The 22266-nt window shown below is 70.4% G+C and carries 18 protein-coding genes and 1 tRNA gene; 9 read left to right on the forward strand and 10 right to left on the reverse strand.

Annotated features, from left to right (window positions below; all coding sequences use genetic code 11):
- The first annotated feature begins 167 nt into the window (after positions 1-167).
- The 7 genes from BJ982_RS30945 to BJ982_RS30975 all read left to right on the forward strand — a co-directional run bounded on the left by BJ982_RS30945 (position 168) and on the right by BJ982_RS30975 (position 5137).
- Positions 168-719 (forward strand): DUF4352 domain-containing protein, encoded by a 552-nt coding sequence (locus BJ982_RS30945; protein ID WP_184885882.1) that lies wholly within the window; start codon positions 168-170, stop codon positions 717-719.
- A gap of 333 nt (positions 720-1052) precedes the next feature.
- Complete coding sequence (locus BJ982_RS30950; RefSeq protein WP_184885884.1) at positions 1053-1250, forward strand: hypothetical protein; 198 nt, start codon at positions 1053-1055, stop codon at positions 1248-1250.
- Positions 1251-1328: 78 nt separating this feature from the next.
- On the forward strand, positions 1329-1880 hold the full coding sequence (locus tag BJ982_RS30955; RefSeq protein WP_184885886.1) for a TlpA disulfide reductase family protein: 552 nt from the start codon (positions 1329-1331) through the stop codon (positions 1878-1880).
- Positions 1881-1933: 53 nt separating this feature from the next.
- Positions 1934-3742, forward strand: coding sequence for an ABC transporter ATP-binding protein (locus BJ982_RS30960; RefSeq protein WP_239123164.1), 1809 nt, complete (start codon positions 1934-1936; stop codon positions 3740-3742).
- A 3-nt stretch (positions 3743-3745) separates the two neighbouring features.
- Positions 3746-4288: a MauE/DoxX family redox-associated membrane protein gene (locus BJ982_RS30965; RefSeq protein ID WP_184885890.1), complete on the forward strand. Its 543-nt coding sequence runs from the start codon at positions 3746-3748 to the stop codon at positions 4286-4288.
- 35 nt (positions 4289-4323) lie between these two features.
- Positions 4324-4821 (forward strand): signal peptidase I, encoded by a 498-nt coding sequence (lepB, locus tag BJ982_RS30970; protein ID WP_184885892.1) that lies wholly within the window; start codon positions 4324-4326, stop codon positions 4819-4821.
- 109 nt (positions 4822-4930) lie between these two features.
- A complete protein-coding gene (locus BJ982_RS30975) occupies positions 4931-5137 on the forward strand; it encodes a hypothetical protein (protein ID WP_184885894.1) in 207 nt (68 codons plus the stop codon).
- A 99-nt stretch (positions 5138-5236) separates the two neighbouring features.
- On the opposite strand, the gene BJ982_RS30980 is transcribed toward BJ982_RS30975, so the two are convergent.
- The 5 genes from BJ982_RS30980 to BJ982_RS31000 all read right to left on the reverse strand — a co-directional run bounded on the left by BJ982_RS30980 (position 5237) and on the right by BJ982_RS31000 (position 10110).
- The gene (locus tag BJ982_RS30980) at positions 5237-5968 is read right to left on the reverse strand and encodes an ABC transporter ATP-binding protein (RefSeq protein ID WP_184885897.1); all 732 of its coding nucleotides are present in this window, start codon (positions 5966-5968) and stop codon (positions 5237-5239) included.
- On the reverse strand, positions 5958-6740 hold the full coding sequence (locus tag BJ982_RS30985; RefSeq protein WP_184885899.1) for an ABC transporter ATP-binding protein: 783 nt from the start codon (positions 6738-6740) through the stop codon (positions 5958-5960). The genes BJ982_RS30980 and BJ982_RS30985 overlap by 11 nt, the downstream gene beginning before the upstream one ends.
- Positions 6737-7882 (reverse strand): branched-chain amino acid ABC transporter permease, encoded by a 1146-nt coding sequence (locus tag BJ982_RS30990; RefSeq protein WP_184885901.1) that lies wholly within the window; start codon positions 7880-7882, stop codon positions 6737-6739. Before BJ982_RS30990 ends, BJ982_RS30985 begins: the two co-directional genes overlap by 4 nt.
- Complete coding sequence (locus tag BJ982_RS30995; RefSeq protein WP_184885903.1) at positions 7879-8847, reverse strand: branched-chain amino acid ABC transporter permease; 969 nt, start codon at positions 8845-8847, stop codon at positions 7879-7881. Before BJ982_RS30995 ends, BJ982_RS30990 begins: the two co-directional genes overlap by 4 nt.
- A gap of 99 nt (positions 8848-8946) precedes the next feature.
- Positions 8947-10110: a branched-chain amino acid ABC transporter substrate-binding protein gene (locus tag BJ982_RS31000; RefSeq protein WP_275411716.1), complete on the reverse strand. Its 1164-nt coding sequence runs from the start codon at positions 10108-10110 to the stop codon at positions 8947-8949.
- 427 nt (positions 10111-10537) lie between these two features.
- On the opposite strand from BJ982_RS31000, the gene BJ982_RS31005 reads away from it, so the two are divergent.
- A complete protein-coding gene (locus BJ982_RS31005) occupies positions 10538-11452 on the forward strand; it encodes a permease-like cell division protein FtsX (RefSeq protein ID WP_184885907.1) in 915 nt (304 codons plus the stop codon).
- 79 nt (positions 11453-11531) lie between these two features.
- Here the strand turns inward: BJ982_RS31005 and BJ982_RS31010 are convergent, their stop codons facing one another.
- A complete protein-coding gene (locus BJ982_RS31010) occupies positions 11532-12125 on the reverse strand; it encodes an ANTAR domain-containing response regulator (protein WP_184885909.1) in 594 nt (197 codons plus the stop codon).
- A 50-nt stretch (positions 12126-12175) separates the two neighbouring features.
- Here BJ982_RS31010 and BJ982_RS31015 point away from each other — a divergent pair.
- Positions 12176-12248: transfer RNA gene (locus BJ982_RS31015), tRNA-Leu, on the forward strand.
- A gap of 122 nt (positions 12249-12370) precedes the next feature.
- Here the strand turns inward: BJ982_RS31015 and pyk are convergent.
- From pyk to gltB, 4 genes are all read right to left on the reverse strand, one after another.
- Positions 12371-13801 (reverse strand): pyruvate kinase, encoded by a 1431-nt coding sequence (gene pyk, locus BJ982_RS31020; RefSeq protein WP_184885911.1) that lies wholly within the window; start codon positions 13799-13801, stop codon positions 12371-12373.
- 275 nt (positions 13802-14076) lie between these two features.
- Positions 14077-15753 carry a S8 family peptidase gene (locus BJ982_RS31025; protein ID WP_184885914.1) on the reverse strand — a complete coding sequence of 559 codons (1677 nt, stop codon included), beginning with the start codon at positions 15751-15753 and terminating at the stop codon, positions 14077-14079.
- Between the two features lie 240 nt (positions 15754-15993).
- The gene (locus BJ982_RS31030; protein ID WP_184885918.1) at positions 15994-17478 is read right to left on the reverse strand and encodes a glutamate synthase subunit beta; all 1485 of its coding nucleotides are present in this window, start codon (positions 17476-17478) and stop codon (positions 15994-15996) included.
- 14 nt (positions 17479-17492) lie between these two features.
- Positions 17493-22007: a glutamate synthase large subunit gene (gene gltB / locus BJ982_RS31035; RefSeq protein ID WP_184885920.1), complete on the reverse strand. Its 4515-nt coding sequence runs from the start codon at positions 22005-22007 to the stop codon at positions 17493-17495.
- Between the last annotated feature and the right edge of the window lie 259 nt (positions 22008-22266).

Genomic DNA, 22266 nt, shown 5'->3' on the forward strand with positions numbered 1-22266 from the left:
ACCACTACGCCCTCCTCTGTAGCCGCGTGTCGGAGTCAAGTTAACTTACCGTAACCCTGGCCATGGTTCCGCACCTGGTCACCAGGGGTATTACCGGAATGAAACGATCGCACAACACCTGTCGCCGCCTGGTACTCCCGGCTCCGCGACCGGAATATCGTGCGATCGTGCGGGCACCGATCTTCGTTCTCGGCCTCGCGGCCGCGCTGCTGGCCTCGGGATGCACCTCCACGCCCGCCGCCCCCGCCACACCGTCGGCGAAACCCTCCCCCACGTACGTGGTCCCGGCCGGGACCGCGCGCCCCGGCGAGACGGTGATCACGGCCAAGCCGGTGGTCGACGGGCAGATGCGCTTCCGCGTGCTCGGCTTCCAGGACGGCATGCCGAGCGTCGTCGGCAGCCACGCCGAGTGGAACGCCAAGGGACAGTACGCCCGGGTGCGCGTGCTCATCGAGAGCACCGACCGCACCAACCAGAAGTTCGACGCCGGACAACAACTGCTGGTCGCGGCCGACGGGCGCGTCTTCCACGTCGACGACTTCACCCAGGCGATCAAGCGCCAGCCCGACGAGATCCCCGTCGGCAGCTTCGTGCGCATGGAGTTCGACCTCTGGTACGACGTGCCCAAGGACGCCAGGATCACCGCGATCCGCTTCGTCGCCGACCCGCCGCTCGGCGCCATCGGCCCGTCCAAGGGCGTCGACGTCCCCCTGCGCTGACCCACCGCGCTGACCCACCTCACTGAGCCCCCGCACTGAGCCCCCGCACTGAGCCCCCGTCGGCGGCGTCCACCGGCGTGCCGCCACACCGCGCCCGCCATGTCCCATACGCCATATCGCCGTACCGCGATATCGCCTGTAACACCGGTCACAACAACCCCACCATGCGAATCGAATTGCACCACGCCATGCCGGAAATGACTCCATGTAGCTACACGACGACCCATGGGCGATATTCAGAAAAGCTCTCCCCATGGTCCTTGACCAGGTCGGCGAATTGATGTCAACTGACAAGTGCCATTACCGAGGCCCAGCCGACCGAATGGAAACAGAATGCCGAGTGTAGCCGCCATCAGTGACCGAATCGTCGCCAAGCTCGTACCGAGCGTCGCCGCCACCGCGAGTAGCTGCTTCACCCAGAGCTGCGGATGCCAGGCCAACCGTTATTCGTATCGGGAATGCTGCTGGATCGACCAGCCGGGCGGGCCGTACACCTGCCTGATCTGCTACCGCAGCAATATCCCCTGCTGAAAAAGCCCGCGGCGAACGAGAACCGAACGCGCACCACCGCCCGTCCACCCGCGCCCCCGGAGAGACGAAAGGGCCCACGTGCCTCTCATCATCCCCGCACTGCTCCTCATCGGAGTGCTCTCGGTACTCAACCTGCTCCTGACCTACGGTGTGATCCGCCGGCTCCGCCGGCACGCCGCCCTCATCGAGGGCGGCGCGATGTCCGGCGGACCGTCGATGACCCTGCTGGAACCGGGCACGACCGTGGGCGACTTCGCGGTGCTCACGACCGACGGCGTCCCCATCACCCGTGACACCCTGCCCGGACGGACGCTGGTGACGTTCTTCTCGTCGAGCTGCCGGCCGTGCAGGGACAAACTGCCGGCCTTCGTCGAGCAGGCGCGCGGGTTCACCGGCGGCCGCGACACCACGATCTGCGTCGTGATCGGCGACCCGGCAGAGAGCGCCGACATGGTGGCGGCCCTGGAGCCGGTCGCGCACGTGGTGACCGGCGAACACGGCGACGACGAGATCTCCAGGGCCTTCCAGGTGCAGGGATATCCCTCCTATTACCTCACCAGGGACAAGGGGGTCGTCGAGGCCGCGGCCTTCGACCTCGCGGCGCTGCCCCTCGGCGCCTTCGGGAGATGAGCCCCGAGGCGGGCTCCGACGAACCATGGCGCCCGCGGGCCTGGGCGCGCGCGATGCGAACCGCCCTTGAGCTCTACTGGCACTCCGCCCGGGGCAGGTTCGCGCTGATCGTGCTCCTCACGCCCGTGGCCGCCGCCCTGCCGATCGGGTCGGCGTGGTTCCTGAAAGCGATCATCGACGGGCTCACCCGGGCCGGCTCCGGCCCGGGTGTCCTCCCCGCCACGGCGGGACTGGTGGCGACGTCCCTCGCCATCGCGACGATCCCCCACCTCACCCGCTACCTGCGCTCGGACGCCGACCGGGCGGCCGGGCGGCTCGCCCAGGAACGCATCTTCACCGCGGTCGAGCGCTTCACCGGGCTCGCGCGGTTCGAGGACCCCCGCTTCCTGGACCGGATGCGCCTGGCGCAGTCGGCGACCGCGCAGACGCCGGGCCAGGTCACGCAGGGTTCGCTGGAGACCGTCGGCGGCATCATCGTGATCGCCGGGTTCCTCGGCTCGGTGCTGGCGCTCAGCCCGCTCATGGCGCTCATCGTCCTGGTGGCGGCCGCCCCGATGTTCGCCGCCCAGATCGGGCTCTCGCGGCGGCACGCCTCCGCGATGCTGGGGCTCAGCCCCTTCGAGCGGCGCGAGATGTTCTACCGCATCCTGCTGACCAGCGTGGAGGCGGCCAAGGAGATCCGCCTGTTCGGGGCCGGCCCGTTCCTGCGCCGCCGCATGATGGGCGAACGGGAGAGGGTCGACGCCGGCCACCACGAGCTCGACCGGCGCGAGCTGGCCGTCCAGGGCGGGCTGGCCCTGCTGTCCGCCCTGGTCACCGGGGCCGGCCTGCTCGTGGCGGTGCGGCTCGCCCTCACCGGGCGGATCAGCCCCGGCGACATCGCCATGTCGATCGCGGCGCTCACGGGCGTGCAGGGCGCGGTGACGCAGGTGACGGCCTCGATCGCCACCACGCACCAGCAGCTGCTGCTGTTCGGCCACTACGTGGCGGTGACCACCGCCACGTCCGACCTGCCCGCCGCCGAACCGCCCGTGCCCGTGCCGGAACTGCGCCGCGGCATCGAACTGCGCGACGTCTGGTTCCGCTATGCCGACGACCATCCCTGGGTTCTCCGCGGGGTCGATCTGTTCATTCCGCACGGGCACACGATGGCGATGGTCGGCAGAAACGGATCGGGAAAAAGCACGCTCGTCAAACTGCTGTGCCGATTCTACGACCCGACCAGGGGCGCGATTCTCTGGGACGGCGTCGATATACGTGAATTCCAGATATCGGAGCTGAGGACAAGAATCGGAGCGCTTTTCCAGGATTTCATGCAGTACGACATGAGCGCGCGCGAGAACATCGGTCTCGGCGACCCCGCACAGGACGGGCGCCGGGTGGAATACGCCGCGGAATCGGCGGGCGTCCACGACGTGCTCGCCGCCCTTCCGCACGGTTATGACACGCTGCTCACGCGCATTTTCTTCAGCGAGGCCGACAAGAACAACAGCGAGACCGGGGTCATGCTGTCGGGCGGCCAGTGGCAGCGGGTCGCCCTCGCCCGGGCCCTGCTGCGCGGTGACCGCGACCTGCTGCTCCTGGACGAGCCCAGCTCCGGCCTCGACCCCGTCGCCGAGCACGAGGTGCAGGCCCGGCTCCGCCACACCCGGGCGGGACGGACGAGCGTGCTGATCTCGCACCGGCTGGGCGCCATCCGCGACGCCCACCGGATCGTGACGCTGGCGGAGGGGCGGATCGTGGAGGTGGGCACGCACGACGAGCTGATCGCCCGTGACGGGCACTACGCCGGGTTGTTCCGCCTCCAGGCGAACGCGTACGCGCCGGGGAACGAGCAACTGCCGGCTTTCGCCGAGGAGTGACCTATGACGTACCTGGAGATCGCCTGCCGCTGCCTCATCGGCCTGACGTTCGTCTTCGCCGCCGTGAGCAAGATCATCGGACGGGGCGCGGCCGCCGGCTTCGTCGCGACGATCCGCGAGCTGCGGCCGCTGTCCCGCGGCACGGCGCGACTGGTGGCGGCGACGGTCGTCGCGGCGGAGTTCGCGGTCCCGGCGCTGCTCCTGGCGCCCGCGACGGCCCGCCTGGGCTTCCTGCTCGCCGTGGCGCTGCTGGCCGCCTTCACCGCGGGCATCGTCACCGTGCTCAGGAGGCGCGTGAGCGTGCGGTGCCGGTGCTTCGGGCCCTCGGGCGCCCCGATGGCGCCCCACCACGTCGCGAGGAACGCCGTGCTCGCCCTCGTCGCGGTCACCGGGCTCGTCGCGGCGTCCGCGGGGCCCGCGCCGGCCGACCCGGGCGCCCTCGTCCTGGTGGCCGCGACGGCGGGCGTCGTCGCGATCGTCGTCGTCATGCTCGACGAGATAGTGGACCTCTTCCGGACGGAAAGCCTGTCCCCGCGGTCACGCTGACCCGTACCCGCCCACTCCCCCGAGATGGCAGGACCATGACCATGCCCGTCATCCCCGTCGTGACCGTCACCGTCCTGATCGTCCTTCTCCTCACGGCACTGCGCCGGTGCTTCCTCGTCGTCACCGTCGACGGCGTCAGCATGGCGCCCACGTTCCGGCCGGGCGACCGGCTGATCGCCCGCAGGTGGGGGCTGCGCGCCGTCCGCGCGGGAGACGTCGTCGTCCTGCGGGGCGGGACCCCGGACGAGGTGTTCGCCGCGCTGCGGCCGGACGCCGCCACCGCGGGGCGCGTCCTGCCTCCCATCGACGGGGGGCACCTGATCAAGCGGATCGTCGCGGTCCCGGGCGATCGAGTACCCCGCGCCGGGTTCCACGTCCTGCACGACTCCCCTGGCGACGTGGTACCGCCCGGGAAGATCGTCGTGGCGGGCGACAATCCGCGGTTCAGCGCGGACTCCCGGACCTACGGCTACCTGCGCCGGGAGCAGATCGTAGGGGTGGTGATCCGTGACAGAGACGTAGCGACGACCTAGCGACCCTCGCCAGACCTCGTGGATCCCGCGACTCGTCCCAGCGCGGCGGTCCGTCCCTCCGTCCGGGTCTTTCACCCGGCGGGCCGTGCCAACCCAGAGAGGAACTTCCATGACGCTCTTCGGCAAGATCAGTGACCGGATGCTCGCCCTCGTGGTGCCACACGTCGCCGCCAAGGCGGCCGACTGCTTCACCCAGAGCTGCGGCTGCCAGGCCGGCCTCATCAGGTACTACTGGTACCGCACCTGCTGCTGGAGGGGCGCCGCCGGCGGGCCGTACGACTGCCAGCCCTGCTACCAGAGCTCGATCACCTGCTAGACGCCGCACGATCCGTTCCCGGCGTTGATCCGAGAACAGACGAGGCTCTTCCGGGCCTGGCCCGGAAGAGCCTCGTCGTCGTGCCGGCTCGTCGCGTGCTCAGCTCCTGCCGGACTCCGCCTGCCCGAACTCCCCGCCCAGGTACGCCGCGCGCACCTGCGGGTCGTTGAGGAGGTCGGCCGCCGGGGCGGACTTGACCACCTTGCCGGTCTCCAGGACGTAGGCGCGGTGCGCCAGCTGCAGGGCCTGCTGGGCGTTCTGCTCGACCAGCAGGACGGTGGTGCCCCGGTCGTTGATCTCCTTGATGATCGAGAAGATCTGGGCGACCAGCATCGGGGCCAGGCCCATCGACGGCTCGTCCAGCAGCAGCACCTTCGGCTTGCTCATCAGCGCGCGCCCGATGGCGACCATCTGCTGCTCGCCGCCCGACATCGTGCCGCCGGCCTGGTTCCTGCGCTCGGCCAGCCGGGGGAACAGCTCGAAGACCTCGTCGAGGTCCTTGGTCACGTCGCCGGCGCGGGTGTAGGCGCCCATGAGGAGGTTCTCGGTGACGGTCATGCCCGGGAACACCCCCCGGCCCTCGGGCGACTGGCCGATACCGGCCAGCACCCGCTTGTGGCCGGGCATCTTGCTGATGTCGGCGCCGTCGAAGGTGACGGTGCCCGAGGTCAGCGCCCGCAGCCCCGAGATGGTCTTCAGGGTCGTGGTCTTGCCGGCCCCGTTGGCGCCGATGAGCGTGACGATCTCACCCTCGGCGACCTCCAGCGAGATGCCCTTGATCGCCTCGATCTTGCCGTAGTGGACGCGCATGTCCTTGACTTCAAGAAGCATCTGCCGGAGCTCCCAAGTACGCCTCGATGACCCGCGGGTCGTTCTGCACCTCGGCCGGGAGACCGTCGGCGATCTTCTGGCCGAAGTCCAGCACCGCGATGCGGTCGCTGATGCCCATGACCAGGGCCATGTCGTGCTCGATGAGCAGCACCGTGCGGCCGGCGTCGCGGATCTTGCGGATCAGCCCCTGCAGGGACTCCTTCTCCGCGGGGTTCATGCCGGCCGCGGGCTCGTCCAGCAGCAGCAGCTTGGGCTTGGTCGCCAGCGCCCGGGCGATCTCCAGCCTGCGCTGGTCGCCGTAGGGCAGGTTCTTGGCGGTCTCCTCGGCGCGGTGCGGGATGCCCACGAACTCCAGCAGTTCGAGCGCCATGGCCTTGCCGTCGCGCTCCTCGTGGCGGTGCCACGGCAGGCCGAGCGCCGCGCTGACCATGCCCGCGCGGTGGTGGGCGTCGGCCCCCACCATCACGTTCTCCAGCGCTGACATGTTGTGGAACAGCCGGATGTTCTGGAACGTACGGGCGACACCGCGCTTGGTGACCTTGTACCGCTTCATTCCGTCGATGCGGTCGCCGTCGAACACCACCATGCCGGAGGTGGGGCGGTAGACGCCGGTGACGACGTTGAACACCGTCGTCTTGCCGGCGCCGTTCGGCCCGATGAGGGCGAAGATCTCGCCCTCGTTGATCGTCAGCTCCACGTCGCGCAGCGCGACGACGCCGCCGAACTGCATCTTGACGTTCTGCAGCTCAAGGAGCGGGCGTGGATCGGTCATTTGGCTGCTCCCTCGGCCGCGGCCTGGGTCTCGGGACCCGGGACCTCGGCGCCCATGCTTCCCATACCACCGGTGCCCTCGGCCAGCTCGGCCTTCCGTCTGCGTGACGGCAGCAGGCCCTCGGGACGGAAGATCATGAGCGCGACGATCGCGGCGCCGAAGACCAGGATGCGGTAGTCGGACAGGCCGCGGAACCGCTCGGGCAGCCACGCGACGAGGAACGCCCCCAGCATGACGCCGGGGATGTTGCCCGAGCCGCCGAGCACGACCGCGGCGAGGATGGTCGCCGACAGCATGAACAGGAAGTCGTTCGGGTTGATCGAGATCGTCTTGCCGGCCCACATCACGCCCATCGCCCCGCCGATCGAGGCGCCGATCGCGAAGGCCAGGAGCTTGAACTTGAAGGTGGGCACGCCCATGACCTCGGCGGCGTCCTCGTCCTCGCGGATCGCGGCCCAGGCGCGGCCGACCCGGCTCTTCTCCCACCGCTTCACGAAGATGATGATGAGCGTCGCCAGGACGACCAGCAGGTAGTAGTACGGCCGGGGGTCGAGCACGCCGTACTTGAAGGGCTGGACCCCGAAGATCTCGATGGCCTCGAAGCTCGGCGGGTGCGGGATGCCGGCGATGCCGCGGGGGCCGCCGATCGCGTCGGTGTTCTCGGCCGTCTGCCGGACGATCTCACCGAAGCCGAGCGTGACGATCGCCAGATAGTCGCCGCGCAGCCGCAGCGTGGGCCCGCCGAGCACGATGCCGGAGATCGCCGACAGCACGACGCCGACGACCATGATCTCCCAGAAGTTCAGGCCGACCTTGGTGCCCAGCATGGCCATCGAGTACCCGCCGATGGCGAAGAACGCGACGTAGCCGAGGTCCAGCAGGCCCGCCTGCCCGACCACGACGTTGAGGCCGATCGCCAGCAGCACGTAGGTGCCGATGGGGAAGAACAGCACGCTCGGCCAGTCGGCGTAGGGCGACATGAAGGAGCCGATGGACTCCGACGGCAGCAGCAGCGCGCCGATGAACAGCAGGACGTAGACCGTCCAGCGCTGCCAGCCGGGCGCGGTGGCCCAGCGGTCGCGGATGCGGTCGAGGAACGAACCGACGGCGTTCCTGCGTGTGGTGATCGAGTTCGTGCTCATGCGCGCGCCTGCTGGAGTGATTCACCGAGGATGCCGGTGGGCCGGAACATCAGGACCAGGACGAGGATCGTGAACGCGATGACATCCTTCCATCCCGAGCCGAAGAGGGCGGCGCCGTAGTTCTCGATGAGACCGAGGAACAGGCCGCCGAGCAGCGCTCCGCGTAGGTTGCCGATGCCTCCGAGCACCGCGGCGGTGAACGCCTTGATGCCGAGCAGGAAGCCGATGGAGAACTTGGTGACCTCGAACTGGAGGATGAACAGCGCGCCCGCGACGCCGGCCATGAGGCCGCCGATCAGGAACGTCACCCGCACGATCTTGTCGATGTCGACGCCCATCAGAACCGCGGTCTCGGGGTCCTGGGAGGTCGCCCGGATACCGCGACCGATCTTGGTGCGGTTGACGAGCAGGTCGAGCAGGATCATCATGCCGATCGCCGCGACGAAGATCAGGACCTGGTCGACCCGGACCTGCGCGCCGCCGATCGTGAACAGGGTCTCCTTCTCCATGATGCGCGCGACGCCCATCTGGTTGCGGCCCTGCTGCGGACGGTTGAACACGTGCGGGATGATCACCAGGGCGAAGAGCTCCTGGAGGAACAGCGATGCGCCGATGGCCGAGATGAGCGCGGCCAGCCGGGAGGCGCCGCGCTTGCGCAACGGGCGGTAGGCGATGCGTTCCAGCAGCATGGCCGAGCCGGCCGAGGCGGCGCCGCCGGCGAGCACCATCAGCAGCAGGCCGCCGACGAGGGCGAAGCCGGTGAGCGGCTCGGTGATGCCCATGGTCATCACCACGAACGCCGACGCCATGGTGCCGATCATGAAGATCTCGGAGTGCGCGAAGTTGATGAGGCGCAGGACGCCGTAGACCATCGTGTAGCCGAGGGCGACTAGGCCGTAGATCGCGCCCAGGATGAGGCCGTCGATCGTGTACGGCCAGAAAGAACCGAGAAGGTTATCGAACACGGAGTATCGCTTTCAGGGGAGCCTTCCCGCGGGAAGGGAAGGGGGCGGGATCGCGCATGGCGTTCCCGCCCCCTCTACCTGGCCGGTAACTGTGGTCCGTCAGCCGAGCTTGGCCGTCGTCGTGTCGCCGAGCAGGCCGATCTGGCCTCCCTTGACCTGGTACATGTAGATCGACTTCGCCGCGGGCTCGCCGTTCGGGTCGAACTTGATGTGCTTGGAGATGCCGTCGAAGTCGGACTTGCCGATCGCCTCGTTGATCGCGTCGGACGTGGTGGCGCCGCCGGCGATGGCCTTGGTGTACGCCGTCATGGCGTCGTAGCCCTCGGTGGCGTAGATCAGCGGGTCGGCGCCGAACTTGGCCTTGTAGTCGGCCGCGAACTTCTTGACCTTCTCGTCGGTCTCGGCGGCGGTCGGGATGCGGCAGGGGCAGCCGATGAGGGCGCCCTCGGCCTGCGCGGAGCCGGCGCTCTCGACGATGCCCTTGTCCAGCGAGCCGTCGCCGGAGAAGAACTTGGCCGTCACGCCCTTGTCACGGAGCTGCTTGAGGAGCTTGCCGGCACCGGCGTAGTAGCCACCGAAGAAGATCGCGTCCGGCTTCGCGGAGTTGACCTTGTTGACCGTGGAGGAGTAGTCGGTGGCGGCCGGGTCGAGCGCGTCGTCGGTCGGGGTGACGCCCTTGGTCTTGAGCTGGGCGCGGACCGCGTCGGCGAGTCCCTTGCCGTACTCGGACTTGTCGTCCACCACGAACACCTTCTTGGCCGCGGCGGCCCCGACGATGAAGTCGGCGATGGCCGGGCCCTGCACGCCGTCGTTCGGGACGACGCGGTGCCAGTACTTCCACCCCTGCTTGGCCAGGTCCACCGCGGTGGCCGAGGCGGAGATGTTCGGGATCTTCGCCTCCTCCAGCACCGGGACGGCCTGCTTGGACTCACCGGAGAAGGCCGGGCCGACCAGGGCGACGATCTTGTCGTCCTTGATCGCCTGCTGGGCCAGGTTCACGGCCGTGGTGGCGTCACCGCGGCTGTCATAGGTGACCAGCTCAAGCTTGACCTTGGGGTTGGTGGCGTTGTACTCGTCGATCGCCAGCAGCGCCCCGTTCTTGGGGGGAATGACGATGCCGGAGTTCTCGCCCGACAGGTCGCCCATGAAGCCGATCTTGAGCGTGGAGGGCGCGGCCGCCGAGCCGGAGCTGCCCCCGCCTGGTTCTTCCGACCCGCCACATGCGGCGAGACCAACGGTAAGCGCCACACCGACGGCGAGCACGCCCCCGAGGCGAGCAATCTTGGGCCGCAAGGTTGCCTTCCTTTCGCCTGATCCCGTGTCGGGATCGGGTTCACAGAGCCACCCTGGCGATCTGGCCAGGGGTCATTGACGGCATTACACCCAGCACAAGTCACAGGTCGGTACAGAGTCACATCACGTTACCGCTTCGTTATCACACCGGTCCTCTTCGGCGATCGACTCGAAAAGTAAAGGTCACGTGGGGCGGGGAGGCATGGATGGTCCCCTCCATGCCCTGCCCGGAGACCGGCCCGCGGAGGGCCGGCGCCCACGCTTGACACGACCGGCACGGGAATCCTGACACGCTGGGTGCGTCCCTGGTGCGAAAACGTAACGAAGATCACAGGCCCCTGTCCGGTGTTCCCGAATCGGTCGCCCGCATCTCGTCATCTCCCCCAAACTGAACGCCGTGGAGAAGCGTCCCGATCCGCCGGAGCCCGAGGAGTTATCCTTCGGCGAGGTCTCCGAGCGAACCGCCCGTCTGCACGCCTGGATCCTCGCCCGCCGCCGCGCGCTCGCCGTGTGCGCCGCGGCCACGCTGCTGATCTGCGCGGCCGCGGCGGGCGGCTGGTACCTGCGCGACCTGTCCCGCAGACCGCTCCCTCCCCCGGACGGCCCCTGGCCGGAGCGCTACGAGATCATGGCCGGCCTGTGCAGCCCCCTGATCTCCGATTGCGGCTCCGGCGGGGACGCGGCGGCGAAGGACCCGGCGGCCGTACGCGCCGCGGTACAGGCCGCCACCGGAGCCGCCGCCGTCCGGCTCGTCGATCCCGCGGGCGAGCGGCCGGGCAAGACTGTGTGGACGTCGCGAGTCCTCGCCGGGACCCACTACGCCCCGTCCTCCGACACCGTCTACCTGCCCGTCCTGGTCGCGCGTCTGGACCGGCGAGAGGACTACGCGCGTGCGGTGGAGCAGGCCGGATCCGTCCCCGGGGTGAGTCATGTCGTTCCCGGCACACCGGACTTCTGGACGGGCAAGGCGGACGTGGAGATCCGGTTCTGCGCGAACGGCCCGGACAGGCTCTGCACCGGGGTGCGCGACCGGTCGATCACCGAGGCGCAGAAGCGGGACATCGTCGACCGGCTCTGGGCGATCGAAGGCGTGGAGAAGATCTACTTCGAGGATCGGGCCCACGCGGACAAGGTGGCCGCCCATTACGCGGTGAACGGCACGAGGTTCGGCGACGACCGCCTGCTCTCCCTGCGAAGCCTGGAGGAGGCGTTCTACGTCAGGCTGACGGACCGCCGGGCCGTCAAGACCATCGGTGAGACCGTCAAGGACATGCCGGGCGTGCACGTCGTGCGGGCGCTCGGCCCGGCATAAGGGGCGGCCCGGCGCGGTCCTCTCGCGACCTGGCATGACGCCTCGCGCCGGCCTGACGCGCGGGCCGGCGCGAGGGCGGTCAGGGCCGCGGGGTGCCGGTCTCGGCGTCGGTGACGACCGCCTGGGCCACCTGGCGCATGCTCAGGCGGCGGTCCATCGAGGCCTTCTGGATCCAGCGGAACGCCTGGGGCTCGGTCCAGCCGTGCTGGGCCATCAGCAGCCCCTTGGCGCGCTCGACGAGCTTGCGGGTCTCCAGGCGCTCGCCGAGGGTGGTGACCTCCTTCTCCAGGGCGATGATCTCGACATGGCGGCTGACGGCCATCTCGATGGCGGGGACCAGGTCGGACTTGGTGAACGGCTTCACCAGGTAGGCCATGGCCCCGGCGTCCCTGGCCCGCTCGACCAGGTCGCGCTGGGAGAACGCCGTCAGGATCAGGCAGGGCGCCACGCGCTCGGACACGATGCGCTCGGCGGCCGAGATGCCGTCCAGGATCGGCATCTTGACGTCCAGGATCACCAGATCGGGACGCTGCTCCAAGGCGATGCCGACGGCCGCCTCGCCGTCCCCGGCCTCGCCGACGACGGCATAGCCCTCCTCTTCCAGCATCTCCTTGAGGTCGAGGCGGATCAGTGCCTCGTCTTCCGCGATCACCACTCGCCGCTGCGTACTCACGACCAAGAGGGTACCGACGTCCGCTAGATTAGGGGCACGAGCCTCACGGCGCCCCGATAGACCAACGGCAGAGTCAATGGCCTCAAAATCCATCAAGTGTGGGTTCGAATCCCACTCGGGGCACTGAGCCGGCGCGCGACACGTCCGCGGGCGGCACATCAGAGGCGAGACCCATACGAAACGGGAGCGTCCCCGCGCGGGCCGCTCCCGTTGTCGTGCGGGGCCGCCCACGCGGGCGGCGGGGCTCAGCCGGAGCTGGAGACCGCCGAGCCGATGGTGTGCACGCGCAGGGCGTTGGTGGAGCCGTGGCTCCCCGGGGGCGACCCGGCCACGATGACGACCTTGTCCCCCTTCTCGCAGCGGCCGAGCGACAGCAGGGCCGACTCGACCTGGCGCACCATGTCGTCGGTGTGATGGACGAAGGGGACCTCGAAGGTCTCGACACCCCAGGTGAGCGCGAGCTGGCCGCGGACCTCCGGGGCCGAGGTGAAGGCCAGCAGCGGGATCGGCGAGCGGTAGCGGGCCAGCCGCCGCGCGGTCTCGCCGGACATCGTGAACGCGCACAGGGCCTTGGCGCCGACGATGGCCCCGACCTCGGCGGCGGCGCGGGCGATGGCGCCGCCCGTGGTCTCGGGCACGCGCTCGAAGGTGTGGGTGGACTGCAGGGACTCGACCTCGGCGGCGCAGGCGATGCGGTCCATGGTGGCGACGGCCTCGATGGGGTGGCTGCCGACCGAGGTCTCGCCGGAGAGCATGACGGCGTCCGCGCCGTCCATGACGGCGAAGGCGACGTCGGACGCCTCGGCGCGGGTGGGCCGGGGGGCGCTCATCATGGAGTCGAGCATCTGGGTGGCGACGATGACCGGGTGCGCCTTCTCGCGGGACAGGGCGATGGCGCGCCGCTGCACGATCGGCACCTGTTCGAGCGGGAGCTCGACGCCGAGGTCGCCGCGGGCGACCATGATGCCGTCGAAGGCGTCGACGATCTCTTCGAGGCGCTCGACGGCCTGCGGCTTCTCGATCTTCGCCAGCAGCGGGAGGTGCACCCCCTCCTCGTCCATGATCGCGCGGACCAGGGAGGCGTCGTCGGGGCTGCGGACGAACGACAGCGCGATCAGGTCGAAGCCGGTGCGCAGCGCCCAGCGCAGGTCTTCCTCGTCCTTGTCGGTGAGGGCCGGGGCGGAGACGGCGACACCGGGCAGGTTGAGGCCCTTGTTGTCGGAGATCATGCCGCCGACCAGGACCTTGGTGACCACGCGCGGGCCCTCGACGTCGGTGGCCTCCAGGACGAGGCGGCCGTCGTCGACGAGGATCGTGTCGCCGGGGCGGACATCGGAGGGCAGGCCCTCGTAGGTGGTGGACACCAGGGAGCGGTCGCCCGGGACGTTCTCGGTGGTGATCGTGAAGACGTCGCCGTAGCCGAGGCGGACCGGGCCCTCGGCGAAGCGGCCCACCCGGATCTTCGGACCCTGCAGGTCGGCCAGGACCCCTACGGCCGCGCCGAGCTCGGCGGCGGCCTCCCTCACCCGCCCGTGAATCTCTTTGTGGAGCTCGTGGCTCCCGTGGCTGAGGTTGAACCGGGCGACGTTCATGCCCGCGACGATCAACTCGCGCAGGCGCTCCGGGGAGGAGGTGGCCGGCCCCAGTGTGCACACAATCTTCGCTCGACGACTCACAAGCCCTACCCTAATTGGTACAGACCACTTGGCGATGACGAAGTGCGCAGCGCCTGGGGAAATCCAGGTGACGTGAGATCGCCTCTGGGGTTCCGGCATGTTCCGTCGCAGCTGGGAGGCCCTGTCGCCAGGGCGGGCGCCGCGACGGCGCGGCCGGGCCCGCGTGGCCCGTCATGGTGTCCGTGCGTCTCACAGGATAGTTGCCGCGGGCACCCGCGCGGGCGCGCGCGCCGATTCGCGGGTCACGGCCGCCCGAGGCGGGCGGCCGTGACGGGTCAGCCCTTGACGGTGGCCGCGCGCGAGGCGCTGACGACGCCGTGGCCGTAGAAGCCGTTCTTGGCGCGGCTTCCGGCGCAGACGTGGGTCTGCTCGCTCACCGAGTACTTGGTGGAGCCCGAGGCGGGGCACGCGGTGGGCGTGGCCGTGGCGTACAGCAGCCGCTCCACGGTGGCGGGGGCGAGGGCGAGGCCGCCCTTGCCGGGCTTGCCCAAGCGGGCGACCAGGATCGCGGCGACGCCCGCGGCGTGCGGCGAGGCCATCGAGGTGCCCGAGAGGTACTGGTAGTAGGCGCACCGGCCGTTGTGGCAGTCGCGCACCACGGAAGGGCCGGTGGGCTTGCCGGAGGCGTCGATCAGCTTCTGCCTGCGCAGCGCCTTCTCCGGCGCGGCGGCCAGGATCTCGCGGGCGTTGCCCTTGAGGGAGGTGCCGGAGTCGCTGGGGTCGCCGCCAGGGGCCGACAGGTCGGTCTGCTCGATGCCGTAGTCGGAGTACCAGGCCTTGCGCCCGCTCGGGCCGAGGGCGGACACCGAGATGACGCCGCGGGACTCGGCCGGGACGTTGAGGCAGGAGTTGTTGATCTTACGCTCGCGCTCGCCGCCGAGCGGGTAGCCGGGGCTCTCCTTGTCCACGGTCGGGTTGCCGAGGTCGGTGGAGCCGTTGCCGAGGGCGGTGATGAGCGTGACGCCGCGGGCGCGGGCGTAGTCCAGGGCCCGCTGGACGCCCGTGATGATGCCCTTCTGCTGGAGCTGCTCGGCCCGGGAGTCTTGCGGGTTGTTCGCGCAGTTGAACGTCCAGGGGTCGACGAAGAAGCTCATGTTGACCACGTCGATGCCCGCGTCGCCCGCGTAGGTGAGCGCGTCGAGCACCGGCTTGAGGAAGAAGAACCCCGAGTCCGTGCCGGCGCGGATGTTGACCAGCGACACGTCGGGCGCGACGCCGGCCACGCCGAGGCCGTTGAGCGGCGAGCCGATGGTGCTGGCGACGTGGGTGCCGTGGCCGTCGTCGTCCACGTCGGCCGGGTCCTTGCAGCTCTTGACCTCACACGGCCCGTCCAGTTCCTTGCCGTTGGAGTCGTTCGGGCGGTCGGTGACGAAGTTGCGGCTGCGCGCGCGGTCGAAGTTCGGGGCGATGTCGGGGTGCTTGCCGTCCACGCCGGTGTCGATGATGCCGACCAGCACCTTCTTGGTGCCGCGCGCCTTGGCGTAGGAGCCGGAGGCGGTGGCGCCGATCATCTTCATGTCCCACTGGCGGGACGAGAGCGGGTCCGCCCCCGCCGTGGACGCCGGCGCGGCCGCGGCCGTGCCGGAGGCGGCCGTCGTGCCCGTCCGGCCCGCCGCGGAGGCGAGGGAGGTGGCGGCGCCGATCCGCCGGTCGGCGGTCACGCCGACGATGGAGGCGGAGGCGCCGAGGCGCTCGGCGAACCCGGCGCCCGCGCCGCGGGCCAGGACGTAGCCGAGCTTGGCGTCGACGGCGCCGGGCGTGCCGCCCGCGCCCTTGATGGCGGCCAGGGCGTCGTCACGCGCGCCGGGGGCGTAGAAGACCAGGTACTCGGCCGCCGTTCCCGTCGCGGGCGCGGCGCCGGCGGAGGCCGCTCCGGTCAGAAGAGATCCGGCGGCGAGCGCGCCCACCGTGACCGAAACGACAGCGCCTCTCAGGCGTCCGTACCCCCGCATTGACCCTCTCCTCAAGCCTGTCTCTATGACGAGGCAGCATCTTTCAGTGGATCGAGGACCAAAGCAACTTGTCTCCCGATTGCCACGGCATTCCACCCCACCCGTGCATATGTAACTACAAGCTATACGCGACGGCCCTTAAAACCCGCAAAAAGGACGGCGCTCCGGGGTGCGGAACGCCGTCCTCGCAGCTCAGCGGGCCGGCCGGACCCCCGGGAAGGGACGCCGGCCGGCGGCGCGTCAGACCAGCGGCCTGGCCGTCGGCGGGATCACCTCCGGCAGGGCCGTCTGGCCGGTGAGGTAGCGGTCCGCGGCGGCCGCGGCCGTGCGGCCCTCCGCGATCGCCCACACGATCAGCGACTGCCCGCGTCCCATGTCACCGGCGACGAAGACGCCCTCGACGCCGGTCATGTAGCCCTTGTCCCTGGCCACGTTGCCCCGGGCGTCGAAGAACGCCTCGCGGTCCGCGGCGAGCGCGGCGAGGTCGGTGAGCAGGGCGCCCTTCTCCGGGCCCACGAAGCCCATCGCCAGCGTGACCAGTTCGGCCGGGATCTCGCGCTCGGTGCCGGGCACGGGCTTGAAGCCGCCGGACGGGCCCTCGACGTCCACCAGGCGCAGGGCCTTCACCCGGCCCTGCTCGTCGGCGACGAACCCGGTGGTGGACACCGCGTAGACCCGGGCGCCGCCGTCGTCCTCCAGCTCCTCGTGGGCGCTCTCCAGCTTGAAGAGCATCGGGTAGGTCGGCCACGGCTGGGCGTCCGGCCGCCGCTCCGGGGGCCGCGGCATGATCTCCAGCTGGGTGACCGAGGCCGCGCCCTGGCGCAGCGCCGTGCCGATGCAGTCGGCGCCGGTGTCGCCGCCGCCGATCACCACGACGTGCTTGCCCTCCGCCGAGATCGGCGGCGTGGCGAGGTCGCCCTCCTGCACCTTGTTGGCCAGCGGCAGGTACTCCATCGCCTGGTGGACGCCGTCCAGCTCCCGGCCGGGAACCGGCAGGTCGCGCCAGGCGGTGGCGCCTCCGGCCAGCACGACCGCGTCGAACTCGCCGCGCAGCCGCTCGGCCGTGACGTCCACGCCGGCGTTCACCCCGGCGCGGAACTCGGTGCCCTCGGCGCGCATCTGCGCCAGGCGCCGGTCGAGGTGCCGCTTCTCCATCTTGAACTCGGGGATGCCGTAGCGCAGCAGGCCGCCGATCCGGTCGGCGCGCTCGAACACCACCACGTCGTGCCCGGCGCGGGTGAGCTGCTGGGCGGCGGCGAGGCCCGCGGGCCCCGAGCCGATCACCGCGACCTTCTTGCCCGACTTGGACGTGGGCCGCTGCGGCGTCACCCAGCCCTCGTCGAAGGCGCGGTCGATGATCTCCACCTCGACGCGCTTGATCGCCACCGGGTCGGAGTTGATGCCGAGCACGCACGCCGTCTCGCACGGCGCCGGGCACAGCCGCCCGGTGAACTCGGGGAAGTTGTTGGTCGCGTGCAGCCGCTCGACCGCCTCGCGCCAGTCGTCCCGGTACACCAGGTCGTTCCACTCGGGGATGAGGTTCCCGAGCGGGCAGCCGTTGTGGCAGAACGGGATGCCGCAGTCCATGCAGCGTGCGGCCTGCTTGGTCAGCGCGGGCTTGGAGAAGTCCTCGTAGACCTCCCGCCAGTCGCGGATGCGCACGTCGACCGGGCGGCGCGGCGGCAGCTCGCGGGCGTGCGTCAGGAACCCCTTCGGGTCGGCCATCGGTGGAACCTCCCTTAACCGTGCACGGCGGCCATGACCGCCTCGTCGATGTCCCGGCCCTCGGCGCGCGCGGTCTCGGCGGCCTTGAGCACCCTCTTGTAGTCGGACGGCATGATCTTGCCGAACCGGGTGAGCGCGATGTCCCAGTCGTCCAGCAGGGCCTTGGCGACGGTCGACCCCGTCTCGGCCAGGTGGCGCTCGACGATCTCGTGCAGGAACTCCGCGTCGTCCTCGGTGAGCTGCTCGATCTCGACCATCTCGCGGTTGACCCGCGCCGGGTTCAGGTCCAGCGCGTAGGCGATGCCGCCGGACATGCCCGCCGCGAAGTTGCGGCCCGTCGGGCCGAGCACGACCGCCCGCCCGCCGGTCATGTACTCGCAGCCGTGGTCGCCCACGCCCTCGACGACGGCGGTGGCGCCGGAGTTGCGCACGCAGAACCGCTCGCCGACGACGCCGCGGATGAACACCTCGCCGGAGGTCGCGCCGTACAGGCCGACGTTGCCGGCGATGACCTGCGTCTCGGCGCTGAACGGCGCGTCGTCGTGCGGCCGCACGGTGACACGGCCGCCCGACAGGCCCTTGGCGAGGTAGTCGTTGGCGTCGCCGGTCAGCCGCAGCGTCACGCCCCTCGGCACGAAGGCGCCGAAGGAGTTGCCCGCCGAGCCGGTGAAGCCGACGTCGATCGTGTCGTCCGGCAGGCCCTCGCCGCCGAACCGGCGGGTGACCTGGTTGCCGAGCATGGTGCCGACGGTGCGGTTGACGTTGCGGATCGGCAGTTCGAGCGTCACCCGGTCGCCGAAGGCCAGCGCACCCTCGGCGAGCTGGATCAGCGTGTTGTCCAGCGCCCTGTCCAGGCCGTGGTCCTGGGCGACGGTGCGGCGCAGCGGCGTGCCCTCGGGCAGCGCGGGCACGTGCAGGACCGGGGACAGGTCCAGGCCCGCGGCCTTCCAGTGGTCCTCCGCGGCCGCGGTGTCCAGGAACTCGGCGTGGCCGACGGCCTCGTCGATCGAGCGGAACCCGAGCGCGGCCAGGTACTCGCGGACCTCCTCGGCGATGAACTCGAAGAAGTTGACCACGAACTCCGGCTTGCCGCTGAAGCGCCTGCGCAGCTCGGGGTTCTGCGTCGCGACCCCGACCGGGCAGGTGTCCAGGTGGCACACGCGCATCATGACGCAGCCGGACACCACCAGCGGCGCGGTCGCGAAGCCGAACTCCTCGGCGCCGAGCAGCGCGGCCACGACCACGTCGCGGCCGGTCTTGAGCTGGCCGTCCACCTGCACGACGATGCGGTCGCGCAGGCCGTTCAGCAGCAGGGTCTGCTGGGTCTCGGCCAGGCCGAGCTCCCAGGGCGCGCCCGCGTGCTTGATGGAGGTCAGCGGGGAGGCGCCGGTGCCGCCGTCGTGCCCGGAGATCAGCACGACGTCGGCGTGGGCCTTGCTGACGCCCGCCGCGACCGTGCCGACCCCGACCTCGGCGACCAGCTTGACGTGGACGCGGGCGTCGGGGTTGGAGTTCTTCAGGTCGTGGATGAGCTGGGCCAGGTCCTCGATCGAGTAGATGTCGTGGTGCGGCGGCGGCGAGATGAGGCCGACGCCGGGCGTGGAGTGCCGGGTCTTGGCGATCCACGGGTACACCTTGTGGCCGGGGAGCTGGCCGCCCTCGCCGGGCTTGGCGCCCTGGGCCATCTTGATCTGGAGGTCGGCCGCGTTGACCAGGTACTCGCTGGTCACGCCGAACCGGCCGGAGGCGACCTGCTTGATCGCGCTGCGGCGCGCGGGGTCGTAGAGGCGCTCCGGGTCCTCGCCGCCCTCGCCGGTGTTGGACTTGCCGCCGAGGCGGTTCATGGCGATGGCGATGGTCTCGTGCGCCTCCTGCGAGATCGACCCGTAGGACATCGCGCCGGTGGAGAACCTGCGCACGATGCTCTCGACCGGCTCGACCTCCTCGATCGGCACCGGCGGGCGCAGGCCCTCGCGCAGCCGGAACAGGCCGCGCAGCGTCATGAGCCGCTCCGCCTGGCCGTCCACCAGGCCGGTGTACTGCTTGAAGATCTCGTAGCGCCGGGTGCGGGTGGCGTGCTGGAGGCGGAAGACCGTCTCGGGGTTGAACAGGTGGGGCTCGCCCTCGCGGCGCCACTGGTACTCGCCGCCGACCTCCAGCCGGCGGTGGGCGTTCTCGGCGCGCGGGTAGGCCCGGCGGTGGCGCAGGGCCGCCTCGCCGGCGAGCACGTCGAAGCCGACGCCGCCGAGCCGGGAGGTGGTGCCGGCGAAGCAGGCGTCGATGACGTCCTTGCCGAGGCCGAGCGCCTCGAAGATCTGCGCGCCGGTGTAGGAGGCGACCGTGGACACGCCCATCTTGGACATGACCTTCAGGACGCCCTTGCCGTACGCCTTGATCAGGTTGCGCACCGCCGCGCGCGGCTCCAGGGCCAGCGCGCCGGAGGCGATCATGTCCTCGACGGTCTCGATCGCCAGGTAGGGGTTGACGGCCGAGGCGCCGTACCCGATGAGCAGCGCCATGTGGTGGCACTCGCGGGCCTCGCCGGTCTCGACGACCAGGCCGACGCGGGTGCGGGACTTCTCGTGGATCAGGTGGTGGTGCACCGCGCCGGTCAGCAGCAGCGACGGGATCGGCGCCATGCGGGCGTCGGAGCCGCGGTCGGACAGCACGATGATGCGGGCGCCGCCGGCGATGGCCTCCGAGACCTCGGCGCAGATCTCCTCAAGGCGGTGCAGCAGCGCCTCGCCGCCGCCCGCGACCTCGAACAGGCCCGACACCACGTGCGGCTGGAAGCCGGGCAGCGCGCCCTCGTCGTTGATGTGGATGATCTTGGCGAGCTCGTCGTTGTCGATCACCGGGTAGGGCAGCACGAGCCTGCGGCAGGACGCCGCGCCCGGGGCCAGCAGGTTGCCCTCGGGGCCGATCGTGGTCTGCAGCGAGGTGACGAGCTCTTCGCGGATCGCGTCGAGCGGCGGGTTGGTGACCTGGGCGAAGAGCTGGCTGAAGTAGTCGAACAGCAGCCTCGGCCGCTCGCTGAGCACCGCGACGGGCGAGTCGGTGCCCATCGAGCCGATCGGCTCGGCGCCGGTCCTGGCCATGGGCGCCAGGATGATCCGCAGCTCCTCCTCGGTGTACCCGAAGGTCTGCTGGCGCTTGACCAGCGCCTCGTGGGTGAGGATCGGGCGCACCCGCTCGGGCAGCTCCTCGAAGCGGACCAGCCCGGCGTGCAGCCACTCGCCGTAGGGGTTGGCGGCGGCCAGCTCGGCCTTGATCTCGTCATCCTCGATGATCTTGCCGAGGGAGGTGTCGACGAGGAACATCTTGCCCGGCTGCAGGCGGCCCTTGCGCACCACCTTGGACGGCTCGACGTCCAGCACGCCGGCCTCCGAGGCCAGCACGACCAGGCCGTCCTCGGTCACCCAGAAGCGGCCGGGGCGCAGGCCGTTGCGGTCCAGCACCGCGCCGACCAGCGTGCCGTCGCTGAAGGTGATCGACGCCGGGCCGTCCCACGCCTCCATGGCGGTGGAGTGGAACTCGTAGAACGCCCGCCGCGCGGCGTCCATCTCGGTGTGGTTCTCCCACGCCTCGGGGATCATCATCAGCACGGCGTGCGGCAGGCTCCTGCCGCCGAGGTGCAGCAGTTCGAGGCACTCGTCGAACGACGCGGTGTCGGAGCCGTCGGGGTCGCAGATGGGGAAGAGCCGGGCGAGGTCACCGGGAATCAGATCGCTCGCCAGCATCGCCTCGCGGGCGCGCATCCAGTTGCGGTTGCCCTTGACGGTGTTGATCTCGCCGTTGTGGGCGACGTAGCGGTACGGGTGCGCCAGCGGCCACGACGGGAAGGTGTTGGTCGAGAAGCGCGAGTGCACCAGCGCGATCGCGCTCTCGAAGCGCGCGTCGGTCAGGTCGGGGAAGAACCCTTCGAGCTGCGGCGTCGTCAGCATGCCCTTGTAGACGATCGTGCGCGACGACAGCGAGGCGAAGTACACGTCCGCCTCGTGCTCGGCCCGCTTGCGCAGGCAAAAGGCCAGGCGGTCCAGCGCCAGGCCGCTCTCGCCGCCCGGCGAGGAGACGAACAGCTGCGCGAAGAACGGCATGACGGCCCGGGCGCTCGGCCCCGCCTGCGAGGAGTCGATCGGCAGCTCGCGCCAGCCGAGGACCGTGAGGCCCTCCTCGGCGGCGATCTCCTCGATCATGCCGGTGGCGACCGCGCGGGCCTCGCCGTCGGCGGGCAGGAAGGCGATGCCGGCCGCGTAGGAGCCGGCGGAGGGCAGGGGAAAGCCCACCGAGACGCGGAGGAACGCGTCGGGCAACTGCGTCAGGATGCCGGCGCCGTCGCCGGTGTCCGGTTCACTACCCTTGGCTCCTCGGTGATCGAGATTGCACAGTGCCGTCAAGGCCTTCGCGACGATCTCGTGGGTGCGCCGGCCGTGGACGTCGGCCACCATGGCGACACCACAGGCGTCATGCTCGTGCGAAGGGTGATACAGGCCCTGGGGCTCGGGGAGACCGAGGCGGGCAGCAGGCATTGAATCCCTCCCGTCGTCTTCGTCTGCTTCGTCGGATTGGCGAGTGCAGGCAAGAGGGACGACGTTGGCCCTGCTGCAGTTAGGTGTGTAGAGACTACCTCACCCTGCCGGAATGGTGCCCGCCAGGTGGGGATCGCGAACATTCACCATCGGAGTGCCCACATCTTGGTGTACACAGCCGCACGTCCCAGGCCGCAGTCAAAGGAACGGCGCACGGCAGGACGTTATTCCAGGTCAGAGCACCCGGGAATTGCCCGGA

It is taken from the genome of Sphaerisporangium siamense, from assembly GCF_014205275.1.
Classification (GTDB): domain Bacteria; phylum Actinomycetota; class Actinomycetes; order Streptosporangiales; family Streptosporangiaceae; genus Sphaerisporangium; species Sphaerisporangium siamense.